Origin of the sequence: Pleionea mediterranea, from assembly GCF_003148745.1 — a bacterium.
In the GTDB taxonomy this organism is placed as follows: Bacteria; Pseudomonadota; Gammaproteobacteria; order Enterobacterales; family Kangiellaceae; genus Pleionea; species Pleionea mediterranea.
Map to the genome: position 1 here is coordinate 191791 of NZ_QGGU01000005.1, position 24139 is coordinate 215929.

The window sequence follows — 24139 nt, forward strand, 5'->3', positions numbered from 1 at the left end:
AAAACAGGTCTCACATTTAACAAAAGCCCTGTCATTAATAGGAGGTGAGTAAAGTGAAATTAAGCAATAAAGGTCAACACCGACTATTTTTCGCATTGGATTTTCAGGACGATATTAAACAAGCAATTGCTCGATGGTGCGCTACACTTGCGATGAATGGCCGACCAGTGGCCACAGAAAACTATCATTTAACATTACAGTTTTTAGGTAATGTTAATAATCATCAGGTATTTGATATTATTGACGCCATTGACATACCAAATATAAAACCATTTACTATAAATATAGGCACTACCGGTTACTTTCCAAAACAAAATATCCTGTTTGCAGAAGTGGATCAAGATGAGTCCGCACCCATTGATCAGCTGGTGCAATATTTAACCAGTCAACTTAAACCTCTGGATTTTATTAAACGCGCAAAAAAACGCTTTCATCCCCATATTACTCTGGCACGGGATGCCGAGCCACCATTAACCCTTGCCGAAAACGCCAATATAACCACCACTATCCATCACTTATCATTGATGGAGTCCATTTCAATTAAGTCCGGCGTGCATTATGAAGTGGTTGAACAATGGCCGCTTTACAAACCCAGTATCAAAGAGCAGCTGCTTGGCCGTCAAAACACTTAATATTCTATTGGGTAAATTCCTTTTCATATAAAAAAACCGATGATCAATAACCATCGGTTTTTTATTGTTTCTTTTTAACTTTTTAATGTCACAACGGTGAATAGAAAGTTAAAAAGTATATGACATTACAATTACATGCCGGGCATTCCTTGCATGGGCTGGCCATTTAATAACGCGGCACCATCCGAGTAAGTTGCATTTACCTTAAGCGTATCGCCTTCTTTCACTAAAAAGTTCATTTGTGCCCACTGATCGATCATAGGGCTCATGCCTTTTTTAGCAAAAAATGCTTCAGGTGCTTCTGCGTTGAACGCTGCGTTCAAGGCCATCATAATTGCCATAGGATTATTCGGATCCATCTTTTGTTGATCCACTTGAATATCCATGTCAGCTTTGATCATACCGTCTTCCGTAATCAACTGAGTATCTTTCATTTGAATACGAGGGCCTTTTTGCGCCAACTGCATCATGGTATTCATCAGCTGCATATTGTAGGCAGAAACATCTTGTCCCTGCATTGCGGCCTGCTGCATTTCCTGGCTTATTTCACCCATTTTTTTCAATACATCGAGATCCATGCCATTAAAATACATATTCAATTTTGAATCAGTAAACTTTTCACCGGCAACATTTACCAGATCGGTTTTCATTTCAATTGCCATGTTCATGGATGTTTCATTTTCAATATCGGCGACGCCTTTTACTGAAAAGTTTTCCATTTTAAAAAAGTTATTCGCCTGTTTAAATACAATATCACCGACTGAATAAGTGCCTTCACCCGTATAGATGGCGTTGCCTTCCATCAAGTTGCCAGAAATCAGTGTTTGATCAAAATCCAGCTTTACACTGTTCATTGTAAAACCGTCTTCATTTTTACCGGTCACCGTCATACCTGGCCATGCGGCGTTACCAACCAGATGCTCAAAAGTGACATCCGTATCCACATGCATTTCACCGGCAGAAATATTAACCTGTACATCATTATCGGAAAAATCCAGGCCTTTAAAATACACATCGCCCTGCACCGAACCGGCAAAACCTGAAATAAAATGAATGTCGAATAAATCATTAGCATCAATCGTATTTGGAATTTCTTGCTTCAGTTCTTCGCTAGGAATTAGATCGGCATTAATAAAGTACCAGCCTAACTTGATGCCTTCTTCGGTGAATAAAACAGGGCCATAAGACTGGGTCTGTTTAATTTTTAATATTGGTGTGGCGTCAGCAGCGGAGTTTACATTGATTACCGCAGTGGATGAAAAAAGTCCTGAGCTTTCACTCTCAACACTGGCGGATATTTGTGGATTATTATTAAGTTGTGCCACTTCATTGGCGACCACATCTTTTGAGCTGCTCTTAACAAAAAACAACAGTCCCACATAAACCAGTACTAAAATAACAATACCGATAACTAGCTTTTTCATAAAACTTCCTTAAATGTATTTATAGTGTAAATGTTTAAATTTCCATGTGTCTTAATGATAAGACGAGCCGTTGTTCCTGATTAATCCGGCTGAATTTTTTGAAATCATCGCGCCTGGAAATCATCGCACCTGTTTAAGCCTAGATGTTATTTAAAACAACCTTCTTAAAAAACATAACAAAAACCTCCGCTGTTCTGCGGAGGTTTATTTGTAGCAATCATTAATGGCACGATTTTAAATATAATATTGATCGTCCATTGTTATTACAATTGGTGTATTAACCGGACGTACTAACCGAACAACCAGCTAACCGAACACCCAGGCAGCTCCGTTTATAACAGTCTTAGAGTGCTTCAGTTTATTACGACCTTTATTACGAACGTTCCAACAAGGTACGTGCAATGGTACGAATACCTTTACCAGTGCCACCGGCTGACAAGTAACCCGTTTCCGAACCATTTGAACAGGCAGCCAGGTCAAGATGCGCCCAGTGACGCCCTTTACTGACAAATCGCGATAAGAAACCTGCCGCATTGCTGGCGCCTGCAGGGCCGCCACCTTTAACCGGTCGGCTATTAGCCGTATCGGCGTAATGAGACGGCGTAGAGGTCGCATGAAATGGCTCAAGCGGAAGCGGCCAGTGATGCTCACTTTCCTGCTCCGAATGGGTCAAAATATCCTGCGTCAACTGTTTGTCAAAACTGAAGACCGCATTATAGTGATCACCGAGTGCGGTTACTGCGGCACCGGTCAAAGTTGCGGCATCAATAATCAGCTCGGCACCTGTCTCACTGGCCAAAATTAAACCATCGGCCAGTACCAGACGCCCTTCTGCATCGGTATTCAGTATTTCTACGGAAACACCATTTTTGTAGGTTAAAATATCGCCCAATTTGTAAGCGTGGCCACTGACCAGATTTTCCGCACAACACAGGTACAACTTAACCCGTTTGTTTAATCCACGACTGATCGCCAGTGCCAGGGCTCCGGCAACCGTTGCCGCGCCACCCATGTCGGCTTTCATATGCAACATGGATTCACTGGCTTTCAAGCTGTAGCCACCGCTGTCAAACGTAATCCCTTTGCCGACCAAGGCCGCAAAAGGCGCTGCATCGCCCCAGCCGTCTGGCTGAAAGTCCAGCTCCAGCAATACTGGTGGTCGTACACTGCCGCGCCCGACGCCGTGGATCCCGACCAGACCTTCCTGCTCCAGTTCTTCACCGGTTACCATTCTAAAGCTGACATTGTCGGGAGCAAAAGACGCCACAAAATCAGCGGCGTCCTGTGCCAAAACTTGTGGTGACATGTCTTCTGGCGTTCTGTTGACCTGCGTTCGTGTCCAATAACTGGTTTTGATTAAGGCTTTTAACTCTTTATCGTCCTCATCCGACATGGCGCGATATTTAACCTCTGGCACGAACTTGGGAGAAAACACACCCTGAGCAAACGCAAATTGATTCTCTAAATCCCAGGTGTCGCCTTCCAGCTCAAACGCCTGAAAACCCAGCGATAATAATTGTCGACTGGCAGACTGGATTTGTTCTGTGTTTAAAAATTTGGCGAGATGAATGGTGGCGGTATTGCCATCAAATGACAGATTAGATTTTTCATTCCAAACACCGCTGGCAGGTTGATCAGCGAGTTTAACAATTAATGCTTCAGCCATGAGGGCTCCTTTCTTGGTTAAATATTCTTGTTTAGATATTCTTGTTTAAATTTTCGAAATTAATTTTAAGTTCAACACTATTGAGACTTATGCTTAAGATTCTATCAAATACGGTTTTTTCAAGCCCGGTTGCCAAAAAGGGCGAACGATTGAGTGTTTCATTGACGTAATGATTAATATAGTTTTGATTAATATAGTTATGATTAATATATTGAGGGATGCCGGAGAGCATTACAAGCAAAAGCGGCAGGACAATTAAAAGCCTAATCACCAACAAAAATAGCGTGATATCCGCTGTGGCTGAGATATTACCCTCGATAAACAAGCACCCAGGATTACGACATCAATGGGTTATAAGAAAGGGCAAAAAGAAGGATTTAAAAGAGATGCCCCAGCTTGCCATGCTTGGTGGACAGATATTTTTCGTTGTGTGGATTTTTGCCGTATTGCATGGGCACTCGCTCTTCAACCGTGATACCGGCCGACTCTATGGAAGCCACTTTGCGCGGGTTGTTGGTCATCAACTTGATGGTTTTGACGTTTAACGCCTGCAGAGTTTTTCCGGCCAAAGAAAAATCGCGGGCATCGGCAGCAAAGCCCAGCTTTTCATTTGCTTCAACCGTATCCATGCCCTGATCCTGCAATGCATAAGCACGAATTTTATTCACCAGACCTATGCCACGACCTTCCTGACGCAAATACAGCAGCACACCACGACCGGCTTCAGCGATCTTTTGTAGTGCAGCTTCCAGCTGTGGACCGCAGTCACATCGCATGCTGAATAAGGCATCGCCGGTTAAGCATTCAGAATGTATCCGTACCAGCACCGGTTCGTCACCAGTTAAATCACCCATGGTCAACGCCACATGTTCTTTTTGCGTCTCTTCATCTTCCAGAGCGTGTATTTCAAACTCCCCCCAGGCGGTGGGCAGTTTTGCTTTTGCAGCATCAATCAGTGACATCAGGGATCCCAGCACAAATTAAAAAGAAGGATTGTTTCATCTTAATTGAAACGCACCATGGGGGTATTTTACATCAAAGCCCGACAAAGCTGAACGATGCAAATTCGCCGCAAGCTCTATTTATCGCAAGATTAACGGTTTGAAGCATAATATTCGGCGATCCGCAGCGAAAATTCACGCCAGTTTTCTGGGCAATTGTTGTGATCGCCCGGCTCCAGAATCAACCGCCCCTGCTGGGCGACTTTTGCCAGAGCCTTGCCGTGGCTTACCGGGATCACATCATCGGCACTGCCATGCAATATCAAACTCGGAACCGTTTTACTGGCCAACCGTTTTAAATTATCGAAACGATCTTTTAATAAAAACCCCGGTATGCCCCGTCGGGTAAAAAATGGCGTCAGGCTGGTAAAGGTCGAAAACAGCCAAATCTGACACAACGGCCGGTTGTCTGCCAGCATCATGATAATGCCGCCGCCCATGGAGCGGCCCAATCCGATGATTTGCGATGGATCCACTTCCGGCTTTACCACGACCCAGTCGTAGGCGGCGCAAAATGTTTGCTTTAAACTGGCGGCAGTGGGCTGACCGGCGCTTCGCCCATAGCCGGGAAACTCCACCAACAGGCAGTTAAACCCTTGTTCGCGCAATGCTGATAATCGTTCTGCCCAGCTATCGATCACACCCAGTTGGCCGTGGCCTATGATAATGGTGGGTGCAGGCTCGGCGCTTTTGGGATTGGTTTTATCTGAATCGTTTTCTACTGGAGCGATTGCTTCTGGACTGTTTGATTCGGTATCCTTTTCTTCAAGTTCCGACTTATTCAGTGCCGGTAAAAACCACAATTCCGTGTTGCCAAAATCCTGCTTTAGCCAATGCGACTGGATACTTGATAGCGCCCTATCAGAAGAAGACTGAAATTGCGCCAAAGGCTCTTTACTCACTTTGGCAAGACGCTGAACCGGAAACAGCCATTGTTCCTGTTTGAGATAAAACACCAGCCAGTAAATAACCAGAGCAAAAAATAAAATTCCGGCAGTAATTATGACACTTATCAACTAATATACCCTTATGCAGTCGACGAACAATAATAACTCTTCGCACACTTATGCCTGACTCTATGCGCAAGGATCTACGAAAACTCTGCGCCGTCTCCGATGTGGATCCGCGCAAAGGTCGGATCATATCACTCGACGATCACGACGATATACTGCTGGTGCGACAAAACGATAATGTTTACGCCTATAGTAACCGTTGTCCACACGCCAATGCACACCTGAACATGAATGGTGAACGTATTATCGCGCTGGATGAATACCATATTCTTTGCACCGTTCACGGCGCTCAGTTTAATCCGACAAACGGCAAATGCGTATTGGGTCCCTGTAAAGGTCAACACCTGTCAGCACTGGACATCACCATTATTGATGATGAGATCTGCCTTTTAACCTGATACGACTGTTTTTTGGTTGATGACCTTTTTTACCTGGCACTGCTTTTTTATCGAAACTTTTGCTCTAAGATTACTTTTTTGCTCTAACTGTTTTGACCTAAAGTTACTTTTTTTGATCTAACTATTTTGACCTATAGTTACTTTTTTTGATCTAATCATGCCTTCCACCTACACTGTCGGGCTTTTCAATCAGGTTAAACGACGTTCACTATGCAATTTACGCCACCACTTACACCGGCTCGACTGATCAAACGCTACAAACGTTTTCTCGCCGATGTCACTCTGGATGACGGTACCGAACTGACGGTTCACTGCCCCAATACCGGATCGATGAAAGCCTGCTGGGAGCCGGGCTGGCAAGTGTACCTGCAAGACTCGAATAACCCGAAACGCAAATACCCTCACACCTGGGTTATCGCTGAAAATACTGACGGTGAGCGCATTGGTATTAACACCCACCTGGCGAATCAACTGGTGGAAGACGCCATTCGTCAGGGCGTCATCAAGGAGCTGGCTGATTTTGAATCTCTGCGCCGCGAAGTGAAATACGGCGATGAAAACAGTCGAATCGACTTCTTGCTCGAAACGAGCGAATTACCGGTTTATATCGAAGTAAAGAGTGTCACTCTGAAAGAAGACGACGGACTGGGTTACTTCCCTGATGCCCAAACCACCCGAGGACAAAAGCATTTGCGAGAGCTGATGGCTCTGGCGCAAAGCCAACAGGCCCGTGCCGTATTGCTGTTCTGCGTTCAACATACCGGCATAACCAGTGTTGCCGCCGCCCGTCATATTGATCCGGCCTACGCCGAGTTATTGGACGACGCCATCAAGGCGGGGGTTGAAGTGTTGGCTTACGGCACCGACATCACCCCACAAGAAATACGTTTAACGCAAAAACTGACGCTTCGTTAAAGCTTAGGCGATTTAAAAGTCTATTATTCGAAAAACTTATGACTCGAAAGGCTTACGTTTCGAAATCGTATGTTAGAAAAATATGACCTATAGTTATATTGTCTGACCACTATAACCTATGACTTTTCATAAAAATTGGTAATAAGCCCAGGCTAACTGATTTATTCAAACGAGCGCTTCCACAAGGCTTTGCGCGTTAATTCACCAATTAAACGCTATTTTTGTGCACTAATGTACAACAATTCAGCAAGCGAACAATAAAACTTGAACTTCGGGAATTTATCCCCATAATGCCTGTTTGCCGCACTATAATTATGATATAGATCCGCGGCTATGGTTATTCACGAGTGACTTTAATTTGGTTGTAACTGCGGTCACCCGTCAACAATGACGTATTAACATAAGAATGAGGCTGGGAGCGGTCAATGGCTCGAAAATCAGAAAAAGCAGCGACTTCAACAACCCTGGGTAATTTGGGGATAGCACCTTATAAAGAGAAAAAAGGTGAAGAGTACATGAACGCGGATCAACGCGCTCATTTTCGTAATATCCTCGAAACCTGGAAGAAACAGTTAATGGAAGAGGTTGATCGCACGGTTACCCATATGAAAGACGAAGCGGCCAACTTCCCAGATCCGGTTGATCGTGCCAGCCAGGAAGAAGAGTTCAGTCTGGAACTTCGAACCCGTGATCGCGAGCGTAAACTGCTGAAAAAGATCAAAGGCTCCATTCAGGAAATTGATGACGAAGAATACGGTTATTGTGAATCCTGTGGCGTTGAGATTGGCGTTCGCCGTCTTGAAGCACGTCCCACCGCAAACCTTTGCATCGATTGCAAAACGCTGGCTGAAATCAAAGAAAAACAGCTGGGCAAGTAATTCTAAAAGGGTGTTTCGGCACCCTTTCACTTAATGAACAGTAACCCGCAGCCTTCCGCTCCATCGAACTTACCTTATATCGGTCGTTTCGCCCCCTCTCCAACAGGCCGATTGCATTTTGGCTCTCTGGTCGCCGCCGTCGCCAGTTTTGTTGACGCGAAAGCACATCAGGGTCGTTGGTTAGTTCGTATTGAAGATCTCGATCCCCCTCGTGAAGTACCCGGTGCCGCCAGCGATATCCTGCATACCCTTGAAGCTTTCAAACTGCACTGGGATGGCGATGTAATCTACCAAAGTGATCGCAGCGCCCGATATCAGTCCGCCATCCAGCAATTACAACAGCAACAGTTGATCTACGGCTGCCGCTGCACCCGAAAACAAATTCGACAATCGGGCGGTGTTTATCTCAATGTTTGCCGCGATCAACAGTGGCCCATCACCAATGACAGTGCCATTCGGGTGAAGCAGTCGGATCATCCGTCTGACTTTGCTGATCCCATTATGGGGGCTTTACAGGAATCGCCAGACAAACAACGCGAAGATTTTATTATTCGTCGAAGGGATGGCCTGTTTGCCTATCAACTCGCAGTGGTCTGCGACGATATCGATCAAGGCATCAGTTGTGTGGTACGCGGTGCCGATCTGCTCGATTCAACGCCAAAACAGTTGCGCCTGTTTCAGTTGTTTAATCATACCCCTCCGGAATACCAGCACATTCCACTGGCAGTTAATCAAAACGGCGACAAACTCAGCAAGCAAAATTACGCACCGGCGATCCTGCCCGGACAAGCTCAGGATCAGTTGTTTCAGGCATTGTGTTTTCTGGGTCAAAAACCTCCCGCTGAATTAAAAACAGACTCTTGCGAGCAAATGCTGCGCTGGGCAATAGATCACTGGCAGCGTTCGGCTATCCCAAAAACACCCGCCATTAACGTCTAATTAACCAGCATTTTTACCATAAACTGCATTTATTACCGGTTCAGTACAGTCAACACTGTGCAAATTACCACCAATAGCCGCCTCATGCTCTTCCAATACTCACGGTTACTGGTATGATCCGCTGCTTGATAAAACGATGCGTACAACAATGATCAATAAAATCTGGAAAAAATGGTTTTCTAAAAATGATGCGGCGGGCAATGCACAACCTATTGTGCTGGAACGTGGCGATCATTGCGTGTCTCGCAAAGACATCAGCACCAATGCACTGAAGGTACTGAACCGGTTGCACCGTGCCAATTTCGAAGCCTTTCTGGTGGGTGGCGGTGTGCGCGATATTTTGCTCGGTTTACACCCAAAAGATTTTGATATTGCTACCAGTGCAACCCCGGAAGAAATTAAAAAGCTGTTTCGGAACTGTCGCCTTATCGGTCGCCGATTCCGTCTGGCGCATATTTTATTTGGCCGCGAAGTGATTGAAGTGGCCACCTTTCGCGCCAATCACTCAGCCCCCAGCGATGAAGGCAAGCAACACGCTTCTGGCATGTTATTAAGGGATAATGTTTACGGCTCGCTGGAAGATGACGCCATCCGCCGCGACTTTACCGTCAATGCCCTGTATTACTCCAGTGATGACTTTACCGTAAGAGATTTTACCGGCGGACTGGCCGATTTAAAAAAACGCCAGCTGCGTCTGATTGGTGATCCGCTGACGCGTTACAAAGAAGATCCGGTACGAATGCTGCGCGCGGTTCGACTGGCCACCAAATTGGGGCTCACTATCGAATCTCAGACCGCTAAACCCATCAGCAAGCACGCCAGCTTAATGAGCCATGTGTCGGCCGCACGATTGTGGGACGAAAGCCATAAGCTACTGCTTGCCGGTCACGCCAAAGACACTTTTGCGCAATTGATGAATTATCAGTTGTTGCCCTATTTACTGCCTGCCACCGATAAGGCATTGAAGCAGTCAACCGATGACCAATTGCTCACCTTTATCAACGCAGCTCTCGACAGTACCGACCAGCGAACCCGTCAGGATAAACCGGTTACGCCAGCTTTCCTCTACGCGGTGTTTTTGTGGCAACCACTGCTTGATCGACAACAGGAACTGCAACAGCAGGGCATGAGCTATAACGACGCCATGCACAAAGCCATGGGTCAGGTGATTACCGAGCAGGCGCAGTACATTTCCATCCCCAAACGTTTTGCCCTGGTGATGCGAGATATCTGGTCGATGCAATCGCGGCTTGAAAACCGCAATCACAAGTCGTTTAAATTGCTTGAACACCCCAAGTTTCGAGCCGCCTACGACTTTCTGGTCCTGCGCGCCAATGCCGATGAGCAACTGAATCCCGTTGCCAGCTGGTGGACCCGTTTTCAGGAAGCCTCCGGTGAAGGTCAACGCAGCATGACCGAAGCGTTAAAGTCGAAAAAACCTTTCCGCAAACGACGTAATAACCGGCGGCGCCCCTCTGCCAAAAACCGGCCACAAAACAAACCCACCTGATTGTTGGAGGCACCGTTTGAGCACAGTGGCGTACATTGGTCTCGGCAGTAATTTGGCCAATCCTGTAGAGCAGGTTAAGCAGGCGTTTGGCGCTCTGAATGCGCTGGAACATTGCCAACTCGTCGCTCAATCATCCCTCTACCGCTCGGCCCCCATGGGACCACAAGATCAAAATGACTACATCAATGCCGTCGCAGAACTGGCAACAGACCTTGCGCCTCTTGCGCTGCTGAGTGCACTGCAATCCATAGAGAATCATCACGGGCGGGTACGCAAAGGTGAGCGTTGGGGGCCAAGAACTCTGGATCTCGACTTGCTGCTGTACGGCGATAAATCCGTTGACCTGCCACAATTGAAAGTGCCACACTACGGTATGAAACAACGTAACTTTGTGTTGTTACCGCTGCAAGAAATTGCGCCTGATCTGGTATTACCCGATGGCGAATCTTTATCAGCGTGTGTAGCAGCCATCAGCTCAGCAGGAATCGAGAAGTTAACGTGACAAACCAGAACGATATCAGCAATAAAAAGTTTATCGCCATCGAAGGCCCCATAGGGGTAGGAAAAACAACCTTAGCGCGAAAACTCGCAGAATACTATCAGGCAGAGTTACTGCTTGAAGGCGCGGAGCAAAATCCTTTTTTACCGCGCTTTTATCAAGATCCGAAAAGCGGCGCATTGCCAACGCAATTATTTTTTCTTTTTCAACGGGCGCAACAACTCAAAGAGTTACGACAGAGTGATATGTTTATCTCCACTTATGTGTCGGACTTTTTGATGGATAAAGACAAACTGTTTGCCCAAGTGACGCTCGATACCGACGAAATGAGTTTATATCAGCAGGTGTACGATAATTTAACCATCGATACACCACAGCCTGATCTGGTGATCTATTTACAGGCTCCGGTGGATGTTCTGCTCGATCGCATTCGCAAACGCGCCCATCAATACGAATTTCCAATTTCAAAAGAGTATCTGCAAAAAATTTCCGAAGCCTATATGGAATTCTTCCATTACTATCAGGGCTCACCACTGCTTATTGTAAATGCTTCAGGCATCGATCTGGTCGAAAGCCATACCGATTACCAACAATTGTTAGAGCGCATTGAAGAAACCAGCAGCGGACGACACTACTTTAATCCAAAACCAGCCGTACTTTAAAACGGTTAACGATTGTTTTTAAAATAACCTAAAGCAATCAAAAGAACCGACAGACAGCAAGTAAAAAATCCGGAAACAAAACGTTAAACGTTTTTCAAACAGTATTAACGCATTAATGGTCTGAACTTATTATGAAAAAAATTACGCTGCACACATTACAAACTTTAAAACAGCAACAACAGCCCTTTGCTGTGCTCACTGCATACGATGCAACCTTTGCGGCGTTAATAGAAAAAGCCGGTATCGATGTGATTTTAGTAGGTGATTCACTGGGCAATGTTATCCAGGGGCAAGAATCCACCGTACCCGTCACCATGGATGATATCTGCTACCACCTGCAATGCGTAAAACGCGGTAGCCAGAAAACACTGGTGATCGCCGACATGCCTTACATGAGTTACGCTACAGAAGAGCAAACCTATCACAACGCAGCATTACTGATGCAAAGTGGCGCCAATATGGTCAAGCTTGAAGGCGGTGACTGGTTAAAACAAACCATTAAAGGATTATCCGAGCGCGGCATTCCCGTTTGTGCGCATCTGGGTTTAACGCCCCAGTCGGTTGATGCCTTAGGCGGCTTTAAAGTACAAGGGCGCACCGATGCAGCCGCAGAAAAACTGATCAACGATGCCAAAGCGCTGGAACAGGCCGGCGCGAGTCTATTAGTGATGGAATGTGTCCCTGCAGCACTGGCGAAAAAAGTGACCCAGCAACTGAGCATTCCTACCATTGGCATAGGCGCAGGCGCAGATTGCGATGCTCAGGTTCTGGTATTGCACGATATGCTCGGATTAAATGTCGACTTTAAACCCAAGTTTGTGAAAAACTTTTTGCAGGAAACACAGGGTGATGTGCTGGAGGCTTTATCGTTATACGCCGAGCAGGTGAAGCAGCGTAAATTCCCAACCGCCGAACACAGCTTTGATTAAACAATAAATACAATAGTGATTTAAACCACCTATTACAGTATTAACATCAAAGAAGTAACTAACTTATACCAGCCAAATAAAATGCAAATACTTAACAATAAAACGGACGCACAACAACAATTACGCGCGCTAAAACAGCAAGGCAAACGCATTGCTTTTGTACCAACCATGGGTAATTTGCATGAAGGGCATTTAACTCTGGTGCATCAGGCGAAGCAACAGGCGGATATTGTGGTTGTTAGTATTTACGTTAATCCACTGCAGTTTGGGCCGAATGAAGATTACAGCGCCTACCCTCGTACACTGGAAAAGGATTCTCAGCAATTAACCAATGAAGGCGTCGACTTTTTATTTTTACCCACGAATGAGACGATTTATCCTAGGGGCAAAGAACATCACACTACCGTTAAAGTAATAGACAGTCTCACCAATAAACTTTGTGGCGCCAGCCGACCCGGGCATTTTACTGGCGTGACCACCGTGGTGAATATTTTATTTAATATCATTCAGCCAAATGTCGCTATTTTTGGTAAAAAAGATTTCCAACAGTTGATGGTTATCCGTCGTATGACTGAGGACCTTAGCTTACCCATTGAAATTGTTGGCGGCGACATAATGCGAGAGAAAAATGGCCTGGCCATGAGTTCGCGCAACGGATATTTATCATCAACCGAAAAAGATAAAGCCGCCCATTTACGAGCCATTATAATTGCCACACAAAAACAAATTGAAGCCGGCGACACTAATTTTTCAGGTCTTATTCGACACGCCAAGCAACAACTCGAAAACGATGGTTTTAAAGTGGATTACTTTAGCATTGTTCGAACCGATGATCTGGAGCCAGCCATAAAAAATGATAAACAACTACTTATTGCTGCAGCCGCGTGGCTGGGAAAACCAAGGCTAATCGATAATCAGGAAGTGTTTTTAAAATAAATAAAATTAATCGGACAAAAATTTTGCAAGTCCGCATAATTTGCAAGACCCCATAAAGAGATCAGTACATCTAAATAAAAACGCTAAACAACAACCTCAACTTGTCTGGCGTTAATGGAGAAAGCAAGCTCTCTAAAAACACGCTGTTCTACTGGAGAAATACCGCCATCAATTAACTCACGTGGCTTTACAACCACACTTGGCTTTGATTTAAATAGCCCCTTAATCCCAAGTTTATCAGCCGCATTGTTTAAACATTGTTCCGCCACGTCAAAATCGCCCACCAACAACCGGGATGTTGAAAATGGCTTTTCAGGTGTAACAGAAATACTGCCCGGCTCCCCACTAAGTACCATTTTATTAATAAATATTTCTAGGGTTATTTTCATAAACATAGTTCCACGTCTGGAAGTTACAGCCAATTAAATCTTATACCAAAACATTTTTCTTATATATTAAAAGAGATTACTTTACTCTTTTTTCGGCGGTACAATAAACCAGCTTGCCAAAACCAGACTACCAAAAACAGTATATACCACTATAAACACCCATTCTGGGGCATTGTAATAAAGCAGCCTTTGAAACCAGTGTTGAATAAAAGAACCGGAATAAGTGTTGGAGCTGGCGGCTTCTCTAAGCGCCATCTCCCAAATGGTTAATGGACAAATGGCACCAAACCACGACTGAACAACCACAAACCCAATCACCAGCAAGTGCATTATTCGAAAAAATCTGTTTCTTACCCACTGCCATTTAACAAAGCATCCAATGTAAATAGCTACAAGCCCAAGTACAACAAAGCAGACAACCAATACATGTAGAATTAAAATAGCATCAGCCAAAATTAATAACAGCGTTTTGTTTGTCATATTTATTTACCTATCGAAAAAGACTTTAGAAACTATTTATAGCTTTTAATTAAAACGAATGAGTAGAGTTACTTTTCAAGTGCATGCCTACAAAAGTAGCATTTTTCATACGATTTCATTCCAATAAGACTTTCATCAGGAAAGTCTGCTTTCGTCATTACAGGCTTTCTACACTTTGGACAGCGAAGTGAACTAACCTTATGCAAGTAAATCATATTAATGACGTAGGCAAAAATAACAATTATCATTCCTAGGGTTATTTTCACACCCATTGATATAGTTTACTCTGGACAAACACTCGATAAAGATTATCGGTTATGACGTGGGCTCGCGAAACACTCATCGATTTAGAACAAACAACCTATTACCACTGAGTTGCCCGATGTGTCAGACTCGAACTGAGATTCAGGATTTAGTGGGGAAGATCAGGCTGTCCTGTTATTTTCCTTCAATAAAGCGTTTACTTCGCTTGCTGTCTCAACAGCAAAAAAGCCAAACCATTTGCACTCACTAAGGAGCATACAATAGGCTTGACCCCTTACCTGCCTTATCTTTTTCCCTCCCGAATCGAGCCTATCAGGACTTTAGTAAACCAGATTGAGCCAAAACGAGGCTGGAAGAAGAAGGTGATTGAAGCAACAGAGCCCACATCCCATCGACAGTTAGGATTTTTCCTGGATATCTTTTTTACTAAAGATGAGCGAGCACGGCTAGACCCATAGAATTTAGCGACTTTACACACAAATTAATTGGCATGGTTATCTAAGTGGTCCACCGTAACAACTTAGAGTATTGATATATGAACTCATTTAAAAATCTATTAGCGCATCAAAGGATTTTATACGGCAATTGAAAAGGACAAGAAGTGTCATTTCCAAAAGCTGCGATAACCCTTGTGATGCCAATAAGACACCGAATAGAACAAAGAAGATCCAACTTAACTTATAAGAAACTGTCAAAACTACCCTCTGTACTATAGATTTACCAAAGTACAGAGGGGAAAGATTTAAACGCTAAACTATAGTGTGGAAGCAGAATCAATCGTCATCTGTGTCATCGTCATAATAGTCATCCTCATAAAAGTCTTCATCTTCAGCGTAGATATCGACTCCTCGATCATCACCTGTTCCTTCGCAATCAGTACAACCATCCCCATCACATGAAGTGCATGTTGACATAAGTCTCCCTCCTATAAGTTAATCGTCCAAAATGCCAGAAATTAGATCTAGATCGTCAGAGGTAGCACGTTGATAACCTCGCTCAGTCCAGTATCCGCTTTCATCGGTATAGCCTTGCTGCTTTTGACCGCGCTCTGTAAGATCAAGCAGATTAGTAATTTTACCGTCAAAAATGCTATCAAAGACTTCACCACCCAGATCCAAAAAACTCTTTAGTGACATAAAGCATCCTCCATCAAATTTGTTAATAATGAACGCACTGCAATTTCCATGTGATACACCAGAAGCTTTGCAGGAATTCCATTGTACTGTGTTAGAATGCTTTTAATGATATTTATCATATTATAATTACCATAGAAAACAGCTACTTAGGGCATATTCCAGGATAAATTAATTCGTTATGGATTCTAATTCAAGAAAAAAGGCATATTCTCCCCGAAAGCGGAAAATTTCGATAGCGAATATGGAGCCGTCTAGATTTGTAATCTCTGCAGATAAAAAGGTGTACCAAGCTTTATCAGAGTTGTTCACTGAGGCAGGTATGGATCTTGGCAACGAAATCAGGGATTTGTATGATTTATTTGTTGAGAGATACTATGTTCATAACCTCCTAAATAACGGTCTAAAATACAATTACAAAGGACTCACTTACCAAGATGTCACATTTGAAATCAGTGAAACCGTGGAATTTGAAAGCTTTCTAAAGGAAGTTCTGGAGTTTAAGAAAAATGGCGTGAGGATCGCAAGAAAATATCTCACTTCACTTAATGGGTCATCAAAAAAAAGTACAAAATTAGACTGTATAGTAAGCGAGTCTTTAAATAACGTCCCTGATCACGTGGGATTACTATCGCTCTTATGTGGGATGTTTCGAAGAAACCTCTCGGTCTGCATAGATATATTAATTAAGGCATTAAAACAATCCTCAATTATTAATGCATTCGTAACAAAACATGACGTTTGCTATAGAAGTATTGCGTATGTCTATTATTCAAATATCCATTCTGAAGGTGTGTTAGAAGCCATCTTCGACGATGCGTTTCTTGATGAACTTGATAATGGAGCTATGCCATTAGACCTTTCTGAATCAGAGCAGGAAAGATACACTGAAAAGATACTGATTGAGTTTACTTTGTCGCTATCTTATTACTTAAATTTTGCACAATATGAACAGAGTACTTTTTCCTCAAAGGTACGAACTACTCAGTTCGATCAAAACTTAATTAGGAAGCTTTTGGATTCTTATCATTATGGAAGCAAGCTCAGTGAATTCACTTTCACCAGTAGCCATAAGACACGAATGCGATTGACGAAGTTAAGAGCGTTTTTGAAGAAAAGTCCTTCTTATCAGGAGTTATCATTCCCAGTTGATATAATAATATCCGACCCTACTGATATACGTTACGAAATTCAGGTGCTAATTAGCGTATTATTAACTAAAGAAGAACATCTCGAGTTTCAATTAGAATTAGAACAAGCTGTAAGGCCAGTAATTGACGAAGCATTCATGGACAGCGTTTCTACTAAAGAATATTTAATGAAACTTAAAGATCCATTTACTCCGATGAGAAATAAAGAGATAAATACAAGTGATAATATGTTTGATAGGGTAATGAAGTCGATGAAGCGTTAGGATTATATTTTACCATTCTGGTTAATATAAGTATAGAATGCCACCCATAACAGAAGAGAAGGCACATAACTTATTCGACTTTTTGACAATACTACTTACTACAAAGCTTACTTTATACCAGTAACAGTCGAGTACTTTTCTAAATCACTTCCTATGCCTAAGCTCTTTAATTCATACAGGTAAAATGCCATGATTTTTTATTAAGCGCAAGCGACTGCCTGCAGATCGAATACTTACGACAATCTGTCTTACCGTGTGCAATTAGTTGTTATCTGGAATAACTTTCCTTCTATAGCTAACACCCTCTCATGACAAATACATTAATGATAACAATCAAGAGTTCATAAGAACCTCTTTACGAGATATTGTTTTTATTGAAAACAATTTTTCCTTTAACGTATGATCCCATCGCCTTTGGCTTGATGCCATTGGACAAACATTAACCTAAGGAGAATATTTATGAATAAATGGGTAAAAACTAGCGCGATATTCATCGTATCCGCTTGCAGCACTTTGGCTCAAGCCGACGTTTTTAATTATGAAGTATTTGCACCGAGCCACACAGCAACCACCGTATATCCTGGCCTTGATTTAAATGGATTGGAAAAAATTGTTGTTCGTGCCGAAAACTCTGACTTTGATCCTGAGATGAAAATTACTCGCCTGCAATTAGCTTTTCCTAATGCCACAGATTTAATCGTTAATAATTTAACATTAAACAGTTCGGGTACTTATCGCGGTGTTGTGAACGGTGCTTGGGTTTACAAACAAGTGGCAATTGAAGTAGATGCTCCGCAACCCATAACACCACAGTCACAAATTAATGTTCGTTTGTTTATTGTTGAACATCAAAGCAATATCAATCATCCAGAAATGAGTTTTGGTTATCAAATATTGGACGCTAATGGAATTCTTGAAGATGTTTCGCCAAATCGTTTGGCTGACACCAATGCTGTCACTGTAGATAACGAACGATTGATTTTACGTTTATTTAAACGTGCTCAGTCCAGCTATCAAGGACAGGGCTTTAAGGTAGAAACCAACTGGTTAGGTAATGGTGAACGTACTCTTTATTTGCCAGCGCCTTTTACACCAGAAGAATACCACCGTTATAATGCTGTCGGCATCGACATTGATACATTTACTCACCCAGATGGATTAGAAGAACATAATTTTCAAATTCGCTATGAAGATGAGTTCGGCACGGTACAAACCACACCGCTTGAACCACTAAGACCTTATCTGGATACGGCTTACCCGCCCCAGCAATAGAAAGGTATTAAAACTTATTTGAGCGCAGGTTAAGAAAATTTATAAACGACAACTGTCGCTCAATAAAAAAGGCCGAGTACTCGGCCTTTTTTATTAACGCTTAATTCTAATTTATAGAATTTATTCGAAAAATATTATTCAAATGGATTTTGCAAAATTATGGTTTCTTTGCGATCCGGCCCGGTTGAAATAATATGCACCGGCACGCCAACCACTTCTTCTATTTTTGCAATAAAGGTTTTGGCGGCCTGGGGTAATTCATCGTAAGACTGCACACCAAAGGTATTGTCGTTCCAGCCATCAAGCTCAATATAGTTAGGCTTCATTTTCGCAAAACCTTCTGCGCCAACGGGAGTCACTTTTACTTCTCCGTTTTCGGGGCAGGTGTAGCTGGTGCAAATTTTAACGGTTTCCAAACCATCCAGCACATCAAGTTTGGTTAAACACAAACCGGAGACACTGTTGATTTGTACCGCACGTCGTAATGCCACAGCGTCGAGCCAGCCACAACGTCGTGGTCTGCCAGTGGTTGCACCAAACTCATGGCCTTTTTCAGCCAGTCGCTTACCAATGTCGTCGTGCAACTCGGTAGGGAATGGTCCGCCACCAACACGTGTGGTGTAAGCTTTGGTGATACCAAGCACATAATCCAGATACAGCGGTCCAAAACCACTGCCGGTTGCTGTGCCACCTGCGGTGGTATTGGATGAGGTTACAAACGGGAAAGTTCCGTGGTCGATATCCAGCAGCGTTCCCTGTGCACCTTCAAACAACAACGAGTGATTCTTGGCGCGCTCTTCGTGTAAACGCTCTGGCACATCGGTTACTAGAGGCTTAATCTCTTTTGCCCAGTCCAAACATTGTTGATACAAGGTTTCAACATCGAGCTTGTCGGTTTTAAAGTAGTTTTCCAGCACAAAGTTGTGGTATTCCAGCACTTCTTCGAGCTTTTCTTTTAATCGCTCGGGATAGAACAGGTCGTCCACACGAAGTCCGCGGCGTGCCACTTTATCTTCGTAGGCCGGACCAATACCACGACCGGTGGTACCAATTTTCTTATCGCCAACTTTGGCGGCTTCACGCGCCTGATCCAGCTTAATGTGGTAAGGCAGAATTAAGGTACATGCCGCGCTGATGCGCAATCGATCACGCACGGGAACATTACGCGCTTCCAGCATATGGATTTCTTCCATTAACGCTTCGGGAGACAGCACAACACCATTGCCGATGTAACACATAACGCCTTCGCGCAGTACGCCAGATGGGATCAGATGCAATACGGTTTTTTCACCGTCGATCACCAGCGTATGACCTGCGTTATGACCACCTTGGTAGCGCACAACACCCGACACACGATCGGTTAGCAGATCAACGACCTTGCCTTTACCTTCATCACCCCATTGGGTGCCTAATACAACAACATTCTTAGCCATAACGTGATTTATGCCATTTCTTAAACGGCTTCGTTGCCGAAGCGGAAAACCAAACGGCGAATTTTACCTCTATTGACCGTCATTCACAATGCTGATCCCCCAGAGAAACTCGTCTGATAAGCGTTTTTATTGCTAAAGCTAAACGAAACAATCACTTGCATAGATTGGTTGTACAACATGAGAATTCTTCGGCGATGCAATCCCGGCCGAATGATTCCATTAACATCAGACTTAGGTAGCGCTACCACTGCGTAACAGGGTAACCAATAGCAGTCCGAGCAACATGGCGCCTAGCCCTATCATGCGGATGACCTTATCCGATTGCTGGGCAATCATGATCACGGTGACGCGCCATTTTTCTGGACTGACAAACGGCATAATGCCTTCAATCACTAAAACCAGCGCCAGTGCCACGTATAAATCTTGCATAGACATTTTCCAATTCGTTGAAGTTGAATCTAAGCGTAAACCGCTGCCATAAAAAAACCCGATGCAAAACATCGGGTTTTTTTATCAATGGCTGCAATCATAAGTTGAGTACAACCGGTTACCGGAAAGCAATTATTGTTTGTTGCTGTTTTTCAAATACTTGAAAAACTCACTGTCCGGTTTAATCACCAACACATCGTCTTTACTGTTAAACGATGCTTTATACGCGTCGAGGCTGCGCAAAAACGCATAGAACTCTGGGTTTTTGTTGTAAGTGTTGGCGTATGTTTTTGCCACTTCTGCATCGGCTTTACCGCGAGTGGTACGGGCGTACTCATCAGCTTCTGCCAGAATACGCTGCACATCGGCATCGGTTTTTGCCCGTAAAATATTCGCTTCTTTCTGGCCTTGTGAGCGGATATCAATGGCGGTTGCTTTACGCTCCGACTTAATTTGCTCGTACACCTGAGTAACAACTTTTGAAGTGTAGTTAACCTTCTTAACTCGAATATCAACCACTTCAATGCCGTACTCGGGTACACGTTCATTCACGTCTTCACGAATTTCATTCATCAATTCTTCACGTTGCTCAGAAATTGACTCCTGTAACGTTCGCTGACCAAACTGATCACGCAAACCATTGTCCACAAGACGTTCCAGGAATGATTCCGCCTGACGGAACTGACCATTGGTACGTAAGTAAAACTGAGAGAAATCATCAACGCGCCATTGAACGTAGGTGTCCACATCAAGAAACTGTTTATTTGATGTGGTGAACACGTCCGGATCACCGTCCATCGACTGCACACGTGCATCAATACGAATGATGGAATCTGCCATAGGCCATTTAAAATGGATGCCCGGTGCATAAACCACAGGTGTATTGTCTTCTGCATTTCGCAGCACTTTACCAAAGCGAAGCTTTAGAGCGCGTTGCGATTCATCAATCACATACACCGAGTTAATACCGGCAAGCAGAACAACAAGGGCTAATATGCCAATCCAAAAACCTTTACCTTGCATTAGTTATTCTCCTTCTGCTTTTTCATCAGTTGATCAAGCGGCAGGTACATCATGTTATTACCACCCTCTACGTCAACCATCACTTTGGTTGAGCTGCTTAATATCTGCTCGATGGCATCAATATAAAGTCGATCACGAGTAACCCTTGGTGCGGCTTCATACTGTGGCAACAGCTGTTGGAATCGCGACACTTCACCATTCGCCTGTGCGGTAACTTTTGCTTTGTAAGCTTCAGCTTTTTGTCGCATTTCTTCAGCGTTGGCACGAGCGTAAGGAATTTCTTTATTGCGATAGGCTTCTGCGTTTTGAATTTCACGCTTGGCGTCTTGCTCTGCTCTGTTCACATCTTCAAAAGCATCGTTTAGTGCTTTAGGGGGCGCGGCTTTTTCAAGCGTAACCTGCTCAACTTTTAAGCCGGCTTTGTACACATCAAGAATTTTTACCAGCTCCTGTTGCAGCTCAATACGAATACGTTCTTTTTCCGTGGTTAGTAGCGCGTCTACCTGACTGTCACCCACCACCTGGCGTAAAGCACTTTCGGCGGCTTGCTGCAAAGTGGTATCGGGGGTTGATAACTCAAACAGATACTCTTGCGGATTATCAACACGGTACTGAATACCAATTTCAACATCGATGATATTCAAATCTTTGGTCAGCATAACGCCCTGAACGCGCTTTTCCTGTAATTTGTTGACGTTCACTTTAAGCACTTTTTCGATGCCGTAAGGCACCCAGGTTAAACCCGAGCCAACAATTTCTTTAAACTCACCAAAGTGAAGCACAACACCGCGCTCCTGCTCATTGATGGTGTAAAGGCCTTTAAAGCCCCAAAACAACACCAGCACAATTAAGCCGATAATAACAAAAGGCTTGGCACTGCCACTGCTCGATGACCCACCACCGTTACCGCCGGATACTTTTTTCCAGAGGTTTTTAACCATTTCATCAATGTCTGGGGGTCCGTCCTGCTTTTTGCGATCGCCCCAAGGATCTTTATTACCGCCCGGTGAATTCCAGGTCATATCGTTCTCCAGTATTAGTTTAAGTTGTAAAACTGTTGAAAATTGTAAGGATGGAGGCGGCAAGAATCAATCTTTTGCCTGCTCCATCGCTTCTAAATCAATCTGGTTCTTTCGTGCTAATCGTTTCCAGTCTGACAGCGGTAGCTTGATATCCAGTACAAACTCGCCCTGCTCGGTGATATCTTCGTGCTCAACACAGCTTAAATCATAAAGCTGTCCGCGTAGAGCCATTTGTGAACCATCGAGTAATAATCGGGTTTGCTTCCACTCCAGCGATAACAGGGAAGCTATGGTTTCAAGCAACGGCTTTAGCCCATCGCCAGTGACGGCCGAGCAATACACCCGATACCGGCCGGTTTCCGGATCTTTTTCGGCACGGGCACCCAAGCCTTCTACTTTATCAGACTTGTTGTAGACCTCAACAATTGTGCCATCGGTTGCTTCAATCTCATTCAGCACCAAGTACACCTGCTCTTTATTATCTTCTCTGCGCTCATCCGATGCATCAATAACGTGTAACAAAATGTCCGCTTCGCGGCTTTCCTGCAAAGTCGCCTTGAACGCAGCCACCAGATCATGGGGTAGATGACGGATAAAACCAACCGTATCGGCCATAATAATCGACTGATGATCGTTCAGGGCAATTTTTCGGTGCGTGGGATCCAAGGTGGCAAACAATTTATCTTCGGCCAGTACGCCGGCTTCGGTCAGCCGGTTAAATAAGGTCGACTTACCGGCATTGGTGTAACCCACCAGCGATACGGTTGGAATGTTGGCGCGTTTGCGAGAACGACGCCCCTGTTCGCGCTGCTTTTCAACTTTTTGCAATCGCTTCTGAATGGTTTTAATGCGATCCCGTAGTAATCGACGATCCGATTCCAGCTGTGTTTCACCCGGTCCACGTAATCCAATACCGCCTTTTTGTCGCTCAAGGTGAGTCCAACCGCGAACCAGTCGGGTTGAAAGGTGCTGTAACTGCGCCAGTTCGACCTGCAGCTTACCCTCGTGGGTAAAAGCTCGCTGGGCAAAAATATCAAGGATTAATCCGGTTCGATCCACCACCCGGCACTTGGCCAGTTGCTCAATATTACGTTCCTGAGACGGCGACAGAGAATGATTAAACAGCACCACATCGGCTTTTTCATCCGCCACTATTTGCGCCACTTCATCAATTTTACCGGTACCGACAAAATATTTCGGCTGGGGTGATGATCGACTGGTGGTCACGATCGACAAAATTTCGATGCCAGCGGAAGTTGTGAGATCAACAAATTCGGTTAAGTCTTCCTGACTGTTTTGATCGGGAAAATCGACATGAACCAGAACTGCACGCTCACCGCCTTGATATCTATCAAACACTAAAAGGAATTACCTGTGGTGGTTTTGAATGGATGGATTGTGACACTAAACGACAAGGCAATGCTAGCGCATTGCACCAGTATTACCTTGCCAATCTTTAATAAAGAAATTACTCGTTATTACCGAAGTCGTCTTCACTGTTGCCGTTTTCACCAGTGTGCGGCAAACGAACATTGCGCGTTGGGACAATCGTAGAAATAGCGTGCTTATAAACCATTTGGCTAACGGTGTTTTTTAACAACACAACGAATTGATCAAATGACTCAACCTGTCCCTGTAACTTAATGCCATTTACCAGATAAATCGCGACTGGAACGCGTTCTCTGCGTAAAGCATTTAAGAAAGGGTCTTGTAGAGATTGCCCTTTTGGCATGGTAATTCTCCTTGTAATGTTATTATTTATTCAATGTCCCTGATTATTTATGGTCAGGGTGCTTGCAGACATAAAAAAGCCCAAAAATTTGGCAAAAAAAGAGCGAAAAATCAGGCGCTTGAAAACTCTTTAATCAATCAGCACAC

At 44.0% G+C, this 24139-nt stretch carries 26 protein-coding genes; 12 read left to right on the top strand and 14 right to left on the bottom strand.

Annotated features, from left to right (window positions below; genetic code table 11):
* Nucleotides 1–53 precede the first annotated feature (53 nt).
* Nucleotides 54–632 carry an RNA 2',3'-cyclic phosphodiesterase gene (gene thpR, locus C8D97_RS08025; RefSeq protein ID WP_170115189.1) on the top strand — a complete coding sequence of 193 codons (579 nt, stop codon included), beginning with the start codon at nt 54–56 and terminating at the stop codon, nt 630–632.
* A gap of 131 nt (nt 633–763) precedes the next feature.
* Here thpR and C8D97_RS08030 read toward each other — a convergent pair whose 3' ends face one another.
* The 4 genes from C8D97_RS08030 to C8D97_RS08050 all read right to left on the bottom strand — a co-directional run bounded on the left by C8D97_RS08030 (nt 764) and on the right by C8D97_RS08050 (nt 5739).
* Nucleotides 764–2056 (bottom strand): DUF945 family protein, encoded by a 1293-nt coding sequence (locus C8D97_RS08030; protein ID WP_109763248.1) that lies wholly within the window; start codon nt 2054–2056, stop codon nt 764–766.
* Between the two features lie 373 nt (nt 2057–2429).
* A complete protein-coding gene (pepB, locus tag C8D97_RS08035) occupies nt 2430–3722 on the bottom strand; it encodes an aminopeptidase PepB (protein ID WP_109763249.1) in 1293 nt (430 codons plus the stop codon).
* A 377-nt stretch (nt 3723–4099) separates the two neighbouring features.
* Nucleotides 4100–4684, bottom strand: a complete 585-nt coding sequence (gene ribA, locus C8D97_RS08045) for a GTP cyclohydrolase II (protein ID WP_109763251.1) — start codon at nt 4682–4684, stop codon at nt 4100–4102.
* 131 nt (nt 4685–4815) lie between these two features.
* On the bottom strand, nt 4816–5739 hold the full coding sequence (locus C8D97_RS08050; RefSeq protein ID WP_109763252.1) for an alpha/beta hydrolase: 924 nt from the start codon (nt 5737–5739) through the stop codon (nt 4816–4818).
* 50 nt (nt 5740–5789) lie between these two features.
* Here C8D97_RS08050 and C8D97_RS08055 point away from each other — a divergent pair, with 50 nt between their 5' ends.
* The 9 genes from C8D97_RS08055 to panC all read left to right on the top strand — a co-directional run bounded on the left by C8D97_RS08055 (nt 5790) and on the right by panC (nt 13402).
* On the top strand, nt 5790–6134 hold the full coding sequence (locus tag C8D97_RS08055; protein WP_109763253.1) for a Rieske (2Fe-2S) protein: 345 nt from the start codon (nt 5790–5792) through the stop codon (nt 6132–6134).
* 210 nt (nt 6135–6344) lie between these two features.
* The gene (gene sfsA / locus C8D97_RS08060) at nt 6345–7049 is read left to right on the top strand and encodes a DNA/RNA nuclease SfsA (protein ID WP_109763254.1); all 705 of its coding nucleotides are present in this window, start codon (nt 6345–6347) and stop codon (nt 7047–7049) included.
* 425 nt (nt 7050–7474) lie between these two features.
* Nucleotides 7475–7927, top strand: coding sequence for an RNA polymerase-binding protein DksA (gene dksA, locus C8D97_RS08065; protein ID WP_109763255.1), 453 nt, complete (start codon nt 7475–7477; stop codon nt 7925–7927).
* Between the two features lie 33 nt (nt 7928–7960).
* Complete coding sequence (gene gluQRS / locus C8D97_RS08070) at nt 7961–8866, top strand: tRNA glutamyl-Q(34) synthetase GluQRS (protein ID WP_109763256.1); 906 nt, start codon at nt 7961–7963, stop codon at nt 8864–8866.
* A gap of 136 nt (nt 8867–9002) precedes the next feature.
* A complete protein-coding gene (gene pcnB, locus C8D97_RS08075; RefSeq protein WP_170115190.1) occupies nt 9003–10376 on the top strand; it encodes a polynucleotide adenylyltransferase PcnB in 1374 nt (457 codons plus the stop codon).
* A 25-nt stretch (nt 10377–10401) separates the two neighbouring features.
* Complete coding sequence (folK, locus tag C8D97_RS08080; RefSeq protein ID WP_109763375.1) at nt 10402–10878, top strand: 2-amino-4-hydroxy-6-hydroxymethyldihydropteridine diphosphokinase; 477 nt, start codon at nt 10402–10404, stop codon at nt 10876–10878.
* Entirely contained in the window at nt 10875–11537 is a 663-nt protein-coding gene (locus C8D97_RS08085; RefSeq protein WP_245411417.1) for a deoxynucleoside kinase, read from the top strand. The genes folK and C8D97_RS08085 overlap by 4 nt, the downstream gene beginning before the upstream one ends.
* A 131-nt stretch (nt 11538–11668) precedes the next feature.
* Nucleotides 11669–12466, top strand: a complete 798-nt coding sequence (gene panB, locus C8D97_RS08090; protein WP_109763258.1) for a 3-methyl-2-oxobutanoate hydroxymethyltransferase — start codon at nt 11669–11671, stop codon at nt 12464–12466.
* Between the two features lie 81 nt (nt 12467–12547).
* On the top strand, nt 12548–13402 hold the full coding sequence (panC, locus tag C8D97_RS08095) for a pantoate--beta-alanine ligase (RefSeq protein ID WP_109763259.1): 855 nt from the start codon (nt 12548–12550) through the stop codon (nt 13400–13402).
* An 83-nt stretch (nt 13403–13485) separates the two neighbouring features.
* Here panC and C8D97_RS08100 read toward each other — a convergent pair whose 3' ends face one another.
* From C8D97_RS08100 to C8D97_RS08110, 4 genes are all read right to left on the bottom strand, one after another.
* On the bottom strand, nt 13486–13791 hold the full coding sequence (locus tag C8D97_RS08100; RefSeq protein ID WP_109763260.1) for a hypothetical protein: 306 nt from the start codon (nt 13789–13791) through the stop codon (nt 13486–13488).
* A gap of 81 nt (nt 13792–13872) precedes the next feature.
* Nucleotides 13873–14271, bottom strand: a complete 399-nt coding sequence (locus tag C8D97_RS08105; protein WP_109763261.1) for a DUF2784 domain-containing protein — start codon at nt 14269–14271, stop codon at nt 13873–13875.
* 1037 nt (nt 14272–15308) lie between these two features.
* Complete coding sequence (locus C8D97_RS18155) at nt 15309–15449, bottom strand: hypothetical protein (RefSeq protein ID WP_170115191.1); 141 nt, start codon at nt 15447–15449, stop codon at nt 15309–15311.
* Nucleotides 15450–15467: 18 nt separating this feature from the next.
* Entirely contained in the window at nt 15468–15671 is a 204-nt protein-coding gene (locus C8D97_RS08110; RefSeq protein ID WP_109763262.1) for a hypothetical protein, read from the bottom strand.
* A gap of 178 nt (nt 15672–15849) precedes the next feature.
* Here C8D97_RS08110 and C8D97_RS08115 point away from each other — a divergent pair, with 178 nt between their 5' ends.
* Together C8D97_RS08115 and C8D97_RS08120 are read left to right on the top strand one after the other, a co-directional pair.
* Nucleotides 15850–17082, top strand: a complete 1233-nt coding sequence (locus tag C8D97_RS08115; protein WP_109763263.1) for a hypothetical protein — start codon at nt 15850–15852, stop codon at nt 17080–17082.
* A 459-nt stretch (nt 17083–17541) separates the two neighbouring features.
* Entirely contained in the window at nt 17542–18354 is an 813-nt protein-coding gene (locus tag C8D97_RS08120; protein ID WP_109763264.1) for a hypothetical protein, read from the top strand.
* A gap of 134 nt (nt 18355–18488) precedes the next feature.
* Here C8D97_RS08120 and C8D97_RS08125 read toward each other — a convergent pair whose 3' ends face one another.
* The 6 genes from C8D97_RS08125 to hfq form a co-directional block, all read right to left on the bottom strand.
* Nucleotides 18489–19787: an adenylosuccinate synthase gene (locus C8D97_RS08125; RefSeq protein ID WP_109763265.1), complete on the bottom strand. Its 1299-nt coding sequence runs from the start codon at nt 19785–19787 to the stop codon at nt 18489–18491.
* Between the two features lie 231 nt (nt 19788–20018).
* Nucleotides 20019–20216, bottom strand: coding sequence for a DUF2065 domain-containing protein (locus C8D97_RS08130; protein ID WP_210204891.1), 198 nt, complete (start codon nt 20214–20216; stop codon nt 20019–20021).
* Between the two features lie 132 nt (nt 20217–20348).
* Nucleotides 20349–21239 (bottom strand): protease modulator HflC, encoded by an 891-nt coding sequence (gene hflC, locus C8D97_RS08135; protein WP_109763266.1) that lies wholly within the window; start codon nt 21237–21239, stop codon nt 20349–20351.
* Entirely contained in the window at nt 21239–22261 is a 1023-nt protein-coding gene (hflK, locus tag C8D97_RS08140; RefSeq protein WP_109763267.1) for an FtsH protease activity modulator HflK, read from the bottom strand. The genes hflC and hflK overlap by 1 nt, the downstream gene beginning before the upstream one ends.
* Nucleotides 22262–22327: 66 nt before the next feature.
* Nucleotides 22328–23620 (bottom strand): ribosome rescue GTPase HflX, encoded by a 1293-nt coding sequence (gene hflX, locus C8D97_RS08145; RefSeq protein ID WP_109763268.1) that lies wholly within the window; start codon nt 23618–23620, stop codon nt 22328–22330.
* A gap of 109 nt (nt 23621–23729) precedes the next feature.
* Nucleotides 23730–23993 carry an RNA chaperone Hfq gene (gene hfq / locus C8D97_RS08150; protein WP_109763269.1) on the bottom strand — a complete coding sequence of 88 codons (264 nt, stop codon included), beginning with the start codon at nt 23991–23993 and terminating at the stop codon, nt 23730–23732.
* Nucleotides 23994–24139 lie beyond the last annotated feature (146 nt).

Excerpts from the sequence above, each read along its gene's own strand:
- C8D97_RS08030 (WP_109763248.1), bottom strand. The coding sequence starts at position 2,056 with ATGAAAAAGCTAGTTATCGGTATTGTTATTTTAGTACTGGTTTATGTG.
- pepB (WP_109763249.1), bottom strand. The coding sequence starts at position 3,722 with ATGGCTGAAGCATTAATTGTTAAACTCGCTGATCAACCTGCCAGCGGT.
- ribA (WP_109763251.1), bottom strand. The coding sequence starts at position 4,684 with ATGTCACTGATTGATGCTGCAAAAGCAAAACTGCCCACCGCCTGGGGG.
- C8D97_RS08055 (WP_109763253.1), top strand. The coding sequence starts at position 5,790 with ATGCCTGACTCTATGCGCAAGGATCTACGAAAACTCTGCGCCGTCTCC.
- sfsA (WP_109763254.1), top strand. The coding sequence starts at position 6,345 with ATGCAATTTACGCCACCACTTACACCGGCTCGACTGATCAAACGCTAC.
- dksA (WP_109763255.1), top strand. The coding sequence starts at position 7,475 with ATGGCTCGAAAATCAGAAAAAGCAGCGACTTCAACAACCCTGGGTAAT.
- gluQRS (WP_109763256.1), top strand. The coding sequence starts at position 7,961 with ATGAACAGTAACCCGCAGCCTTCCGCTCCATCGAACTTACCTTATATC.
- pcnB (WP_170115190.1), top strand. The coding sequence starts at position 9,003 with ATGCGTACAACAATGATCAATAAAATCTGGAAAAAATGGTTTTCTAAA.
- panB (WP_109763258.1), top strand. The coding sequence starts at position 11,669 with ATGAAAAAAATTACGCTGCACACATTACAAACTTTAAAACAGCAACAA.
- panC (WP_109763259.1), top strand. The coding sequence starts at position 12,548 with ATGCAAATACTTAACAATAAAACGGACGCACAACAACAATTACGCGCG.
- C8D97_RS08100 (WP_109763260.1), bottom strand. The coding sequence starts at position 13,791 with ATGAAAATAACCCTAGAAATATTTATTAATAAAATGGTACTTAGTGGG.
- C8D97_RS08105 (WP_109763261.1), bottom strand. The coding sequence starts at position 14,271 with ATGACAAACAAAACGCTGTTATTAATTTTGGCTGATGCTATTTTAATT.
- C8D97_RS18155 (WP_170115191.1), bottom strand. The coding sequence starts at position 15,449 with ATGTCAACATGCACTTCATGTGATGGGGATGGTTGTACTGATTGCGAA.
- C8D97_RS08110 (WP_109763262.1), bottom strand. The coding sequence starts at position 15,671 with ATGTCACTAAAGAGTTTTTTGGATCTGGGTGGTGAAGTCTTTGATAGC.
- C8D97_RS08115 (WP_109763263.1), top strand. The coding sequence starts at position 15,850 with ATGGATTCTAATTCAAGAAAAAAGGCATATTCTCCCCGAAAGCGGAAA.
- C8D97_RS08120 (WP_109763264.1), top strand. The coding sequence starts at position 17,542 with ATGAATAAATGGGTAAAAACTAGCGCGATATTCATCGTATCCGCTTGC.
- C8D97_RS08125 (WP_109763265.1), bottom strand. The coding sequence starts at position 19,787 with ATGGCTAAGAATGTTGTTGTATTAGGCACCCAATGGGGTGATGAAGGT.
- C8D97_RS08130 (WP_210204891.1), bottom strand. The coding sequence starts at position 20,216 with ATGCAAGATTTATACGTGGCACTGGCGCTGGTTTTAGTGATTGAAGGC.
- hflC (WP_109763266.1), bottom strand. The coding sequence starts at position 21,239 with ATGCAAGGTAAAGGTTTTTGGATTGGCATATTAGCCCTTGTTGTTCTG.
- hflK (WP_109763267.1), bottom strand. The coding sequence starts at position 22,261 with ATGACCTGGAATTCACCGGGCGGTAATAAAGATCCTTGGGGCGATCGC.
- hfq (WP_109763269.1), bottom strand. The coding sequence starts at position 23,993 with ATGCCAAAAGGGCAATCTCTACAAGACCCTTTCTTAAATGCTTTACGC.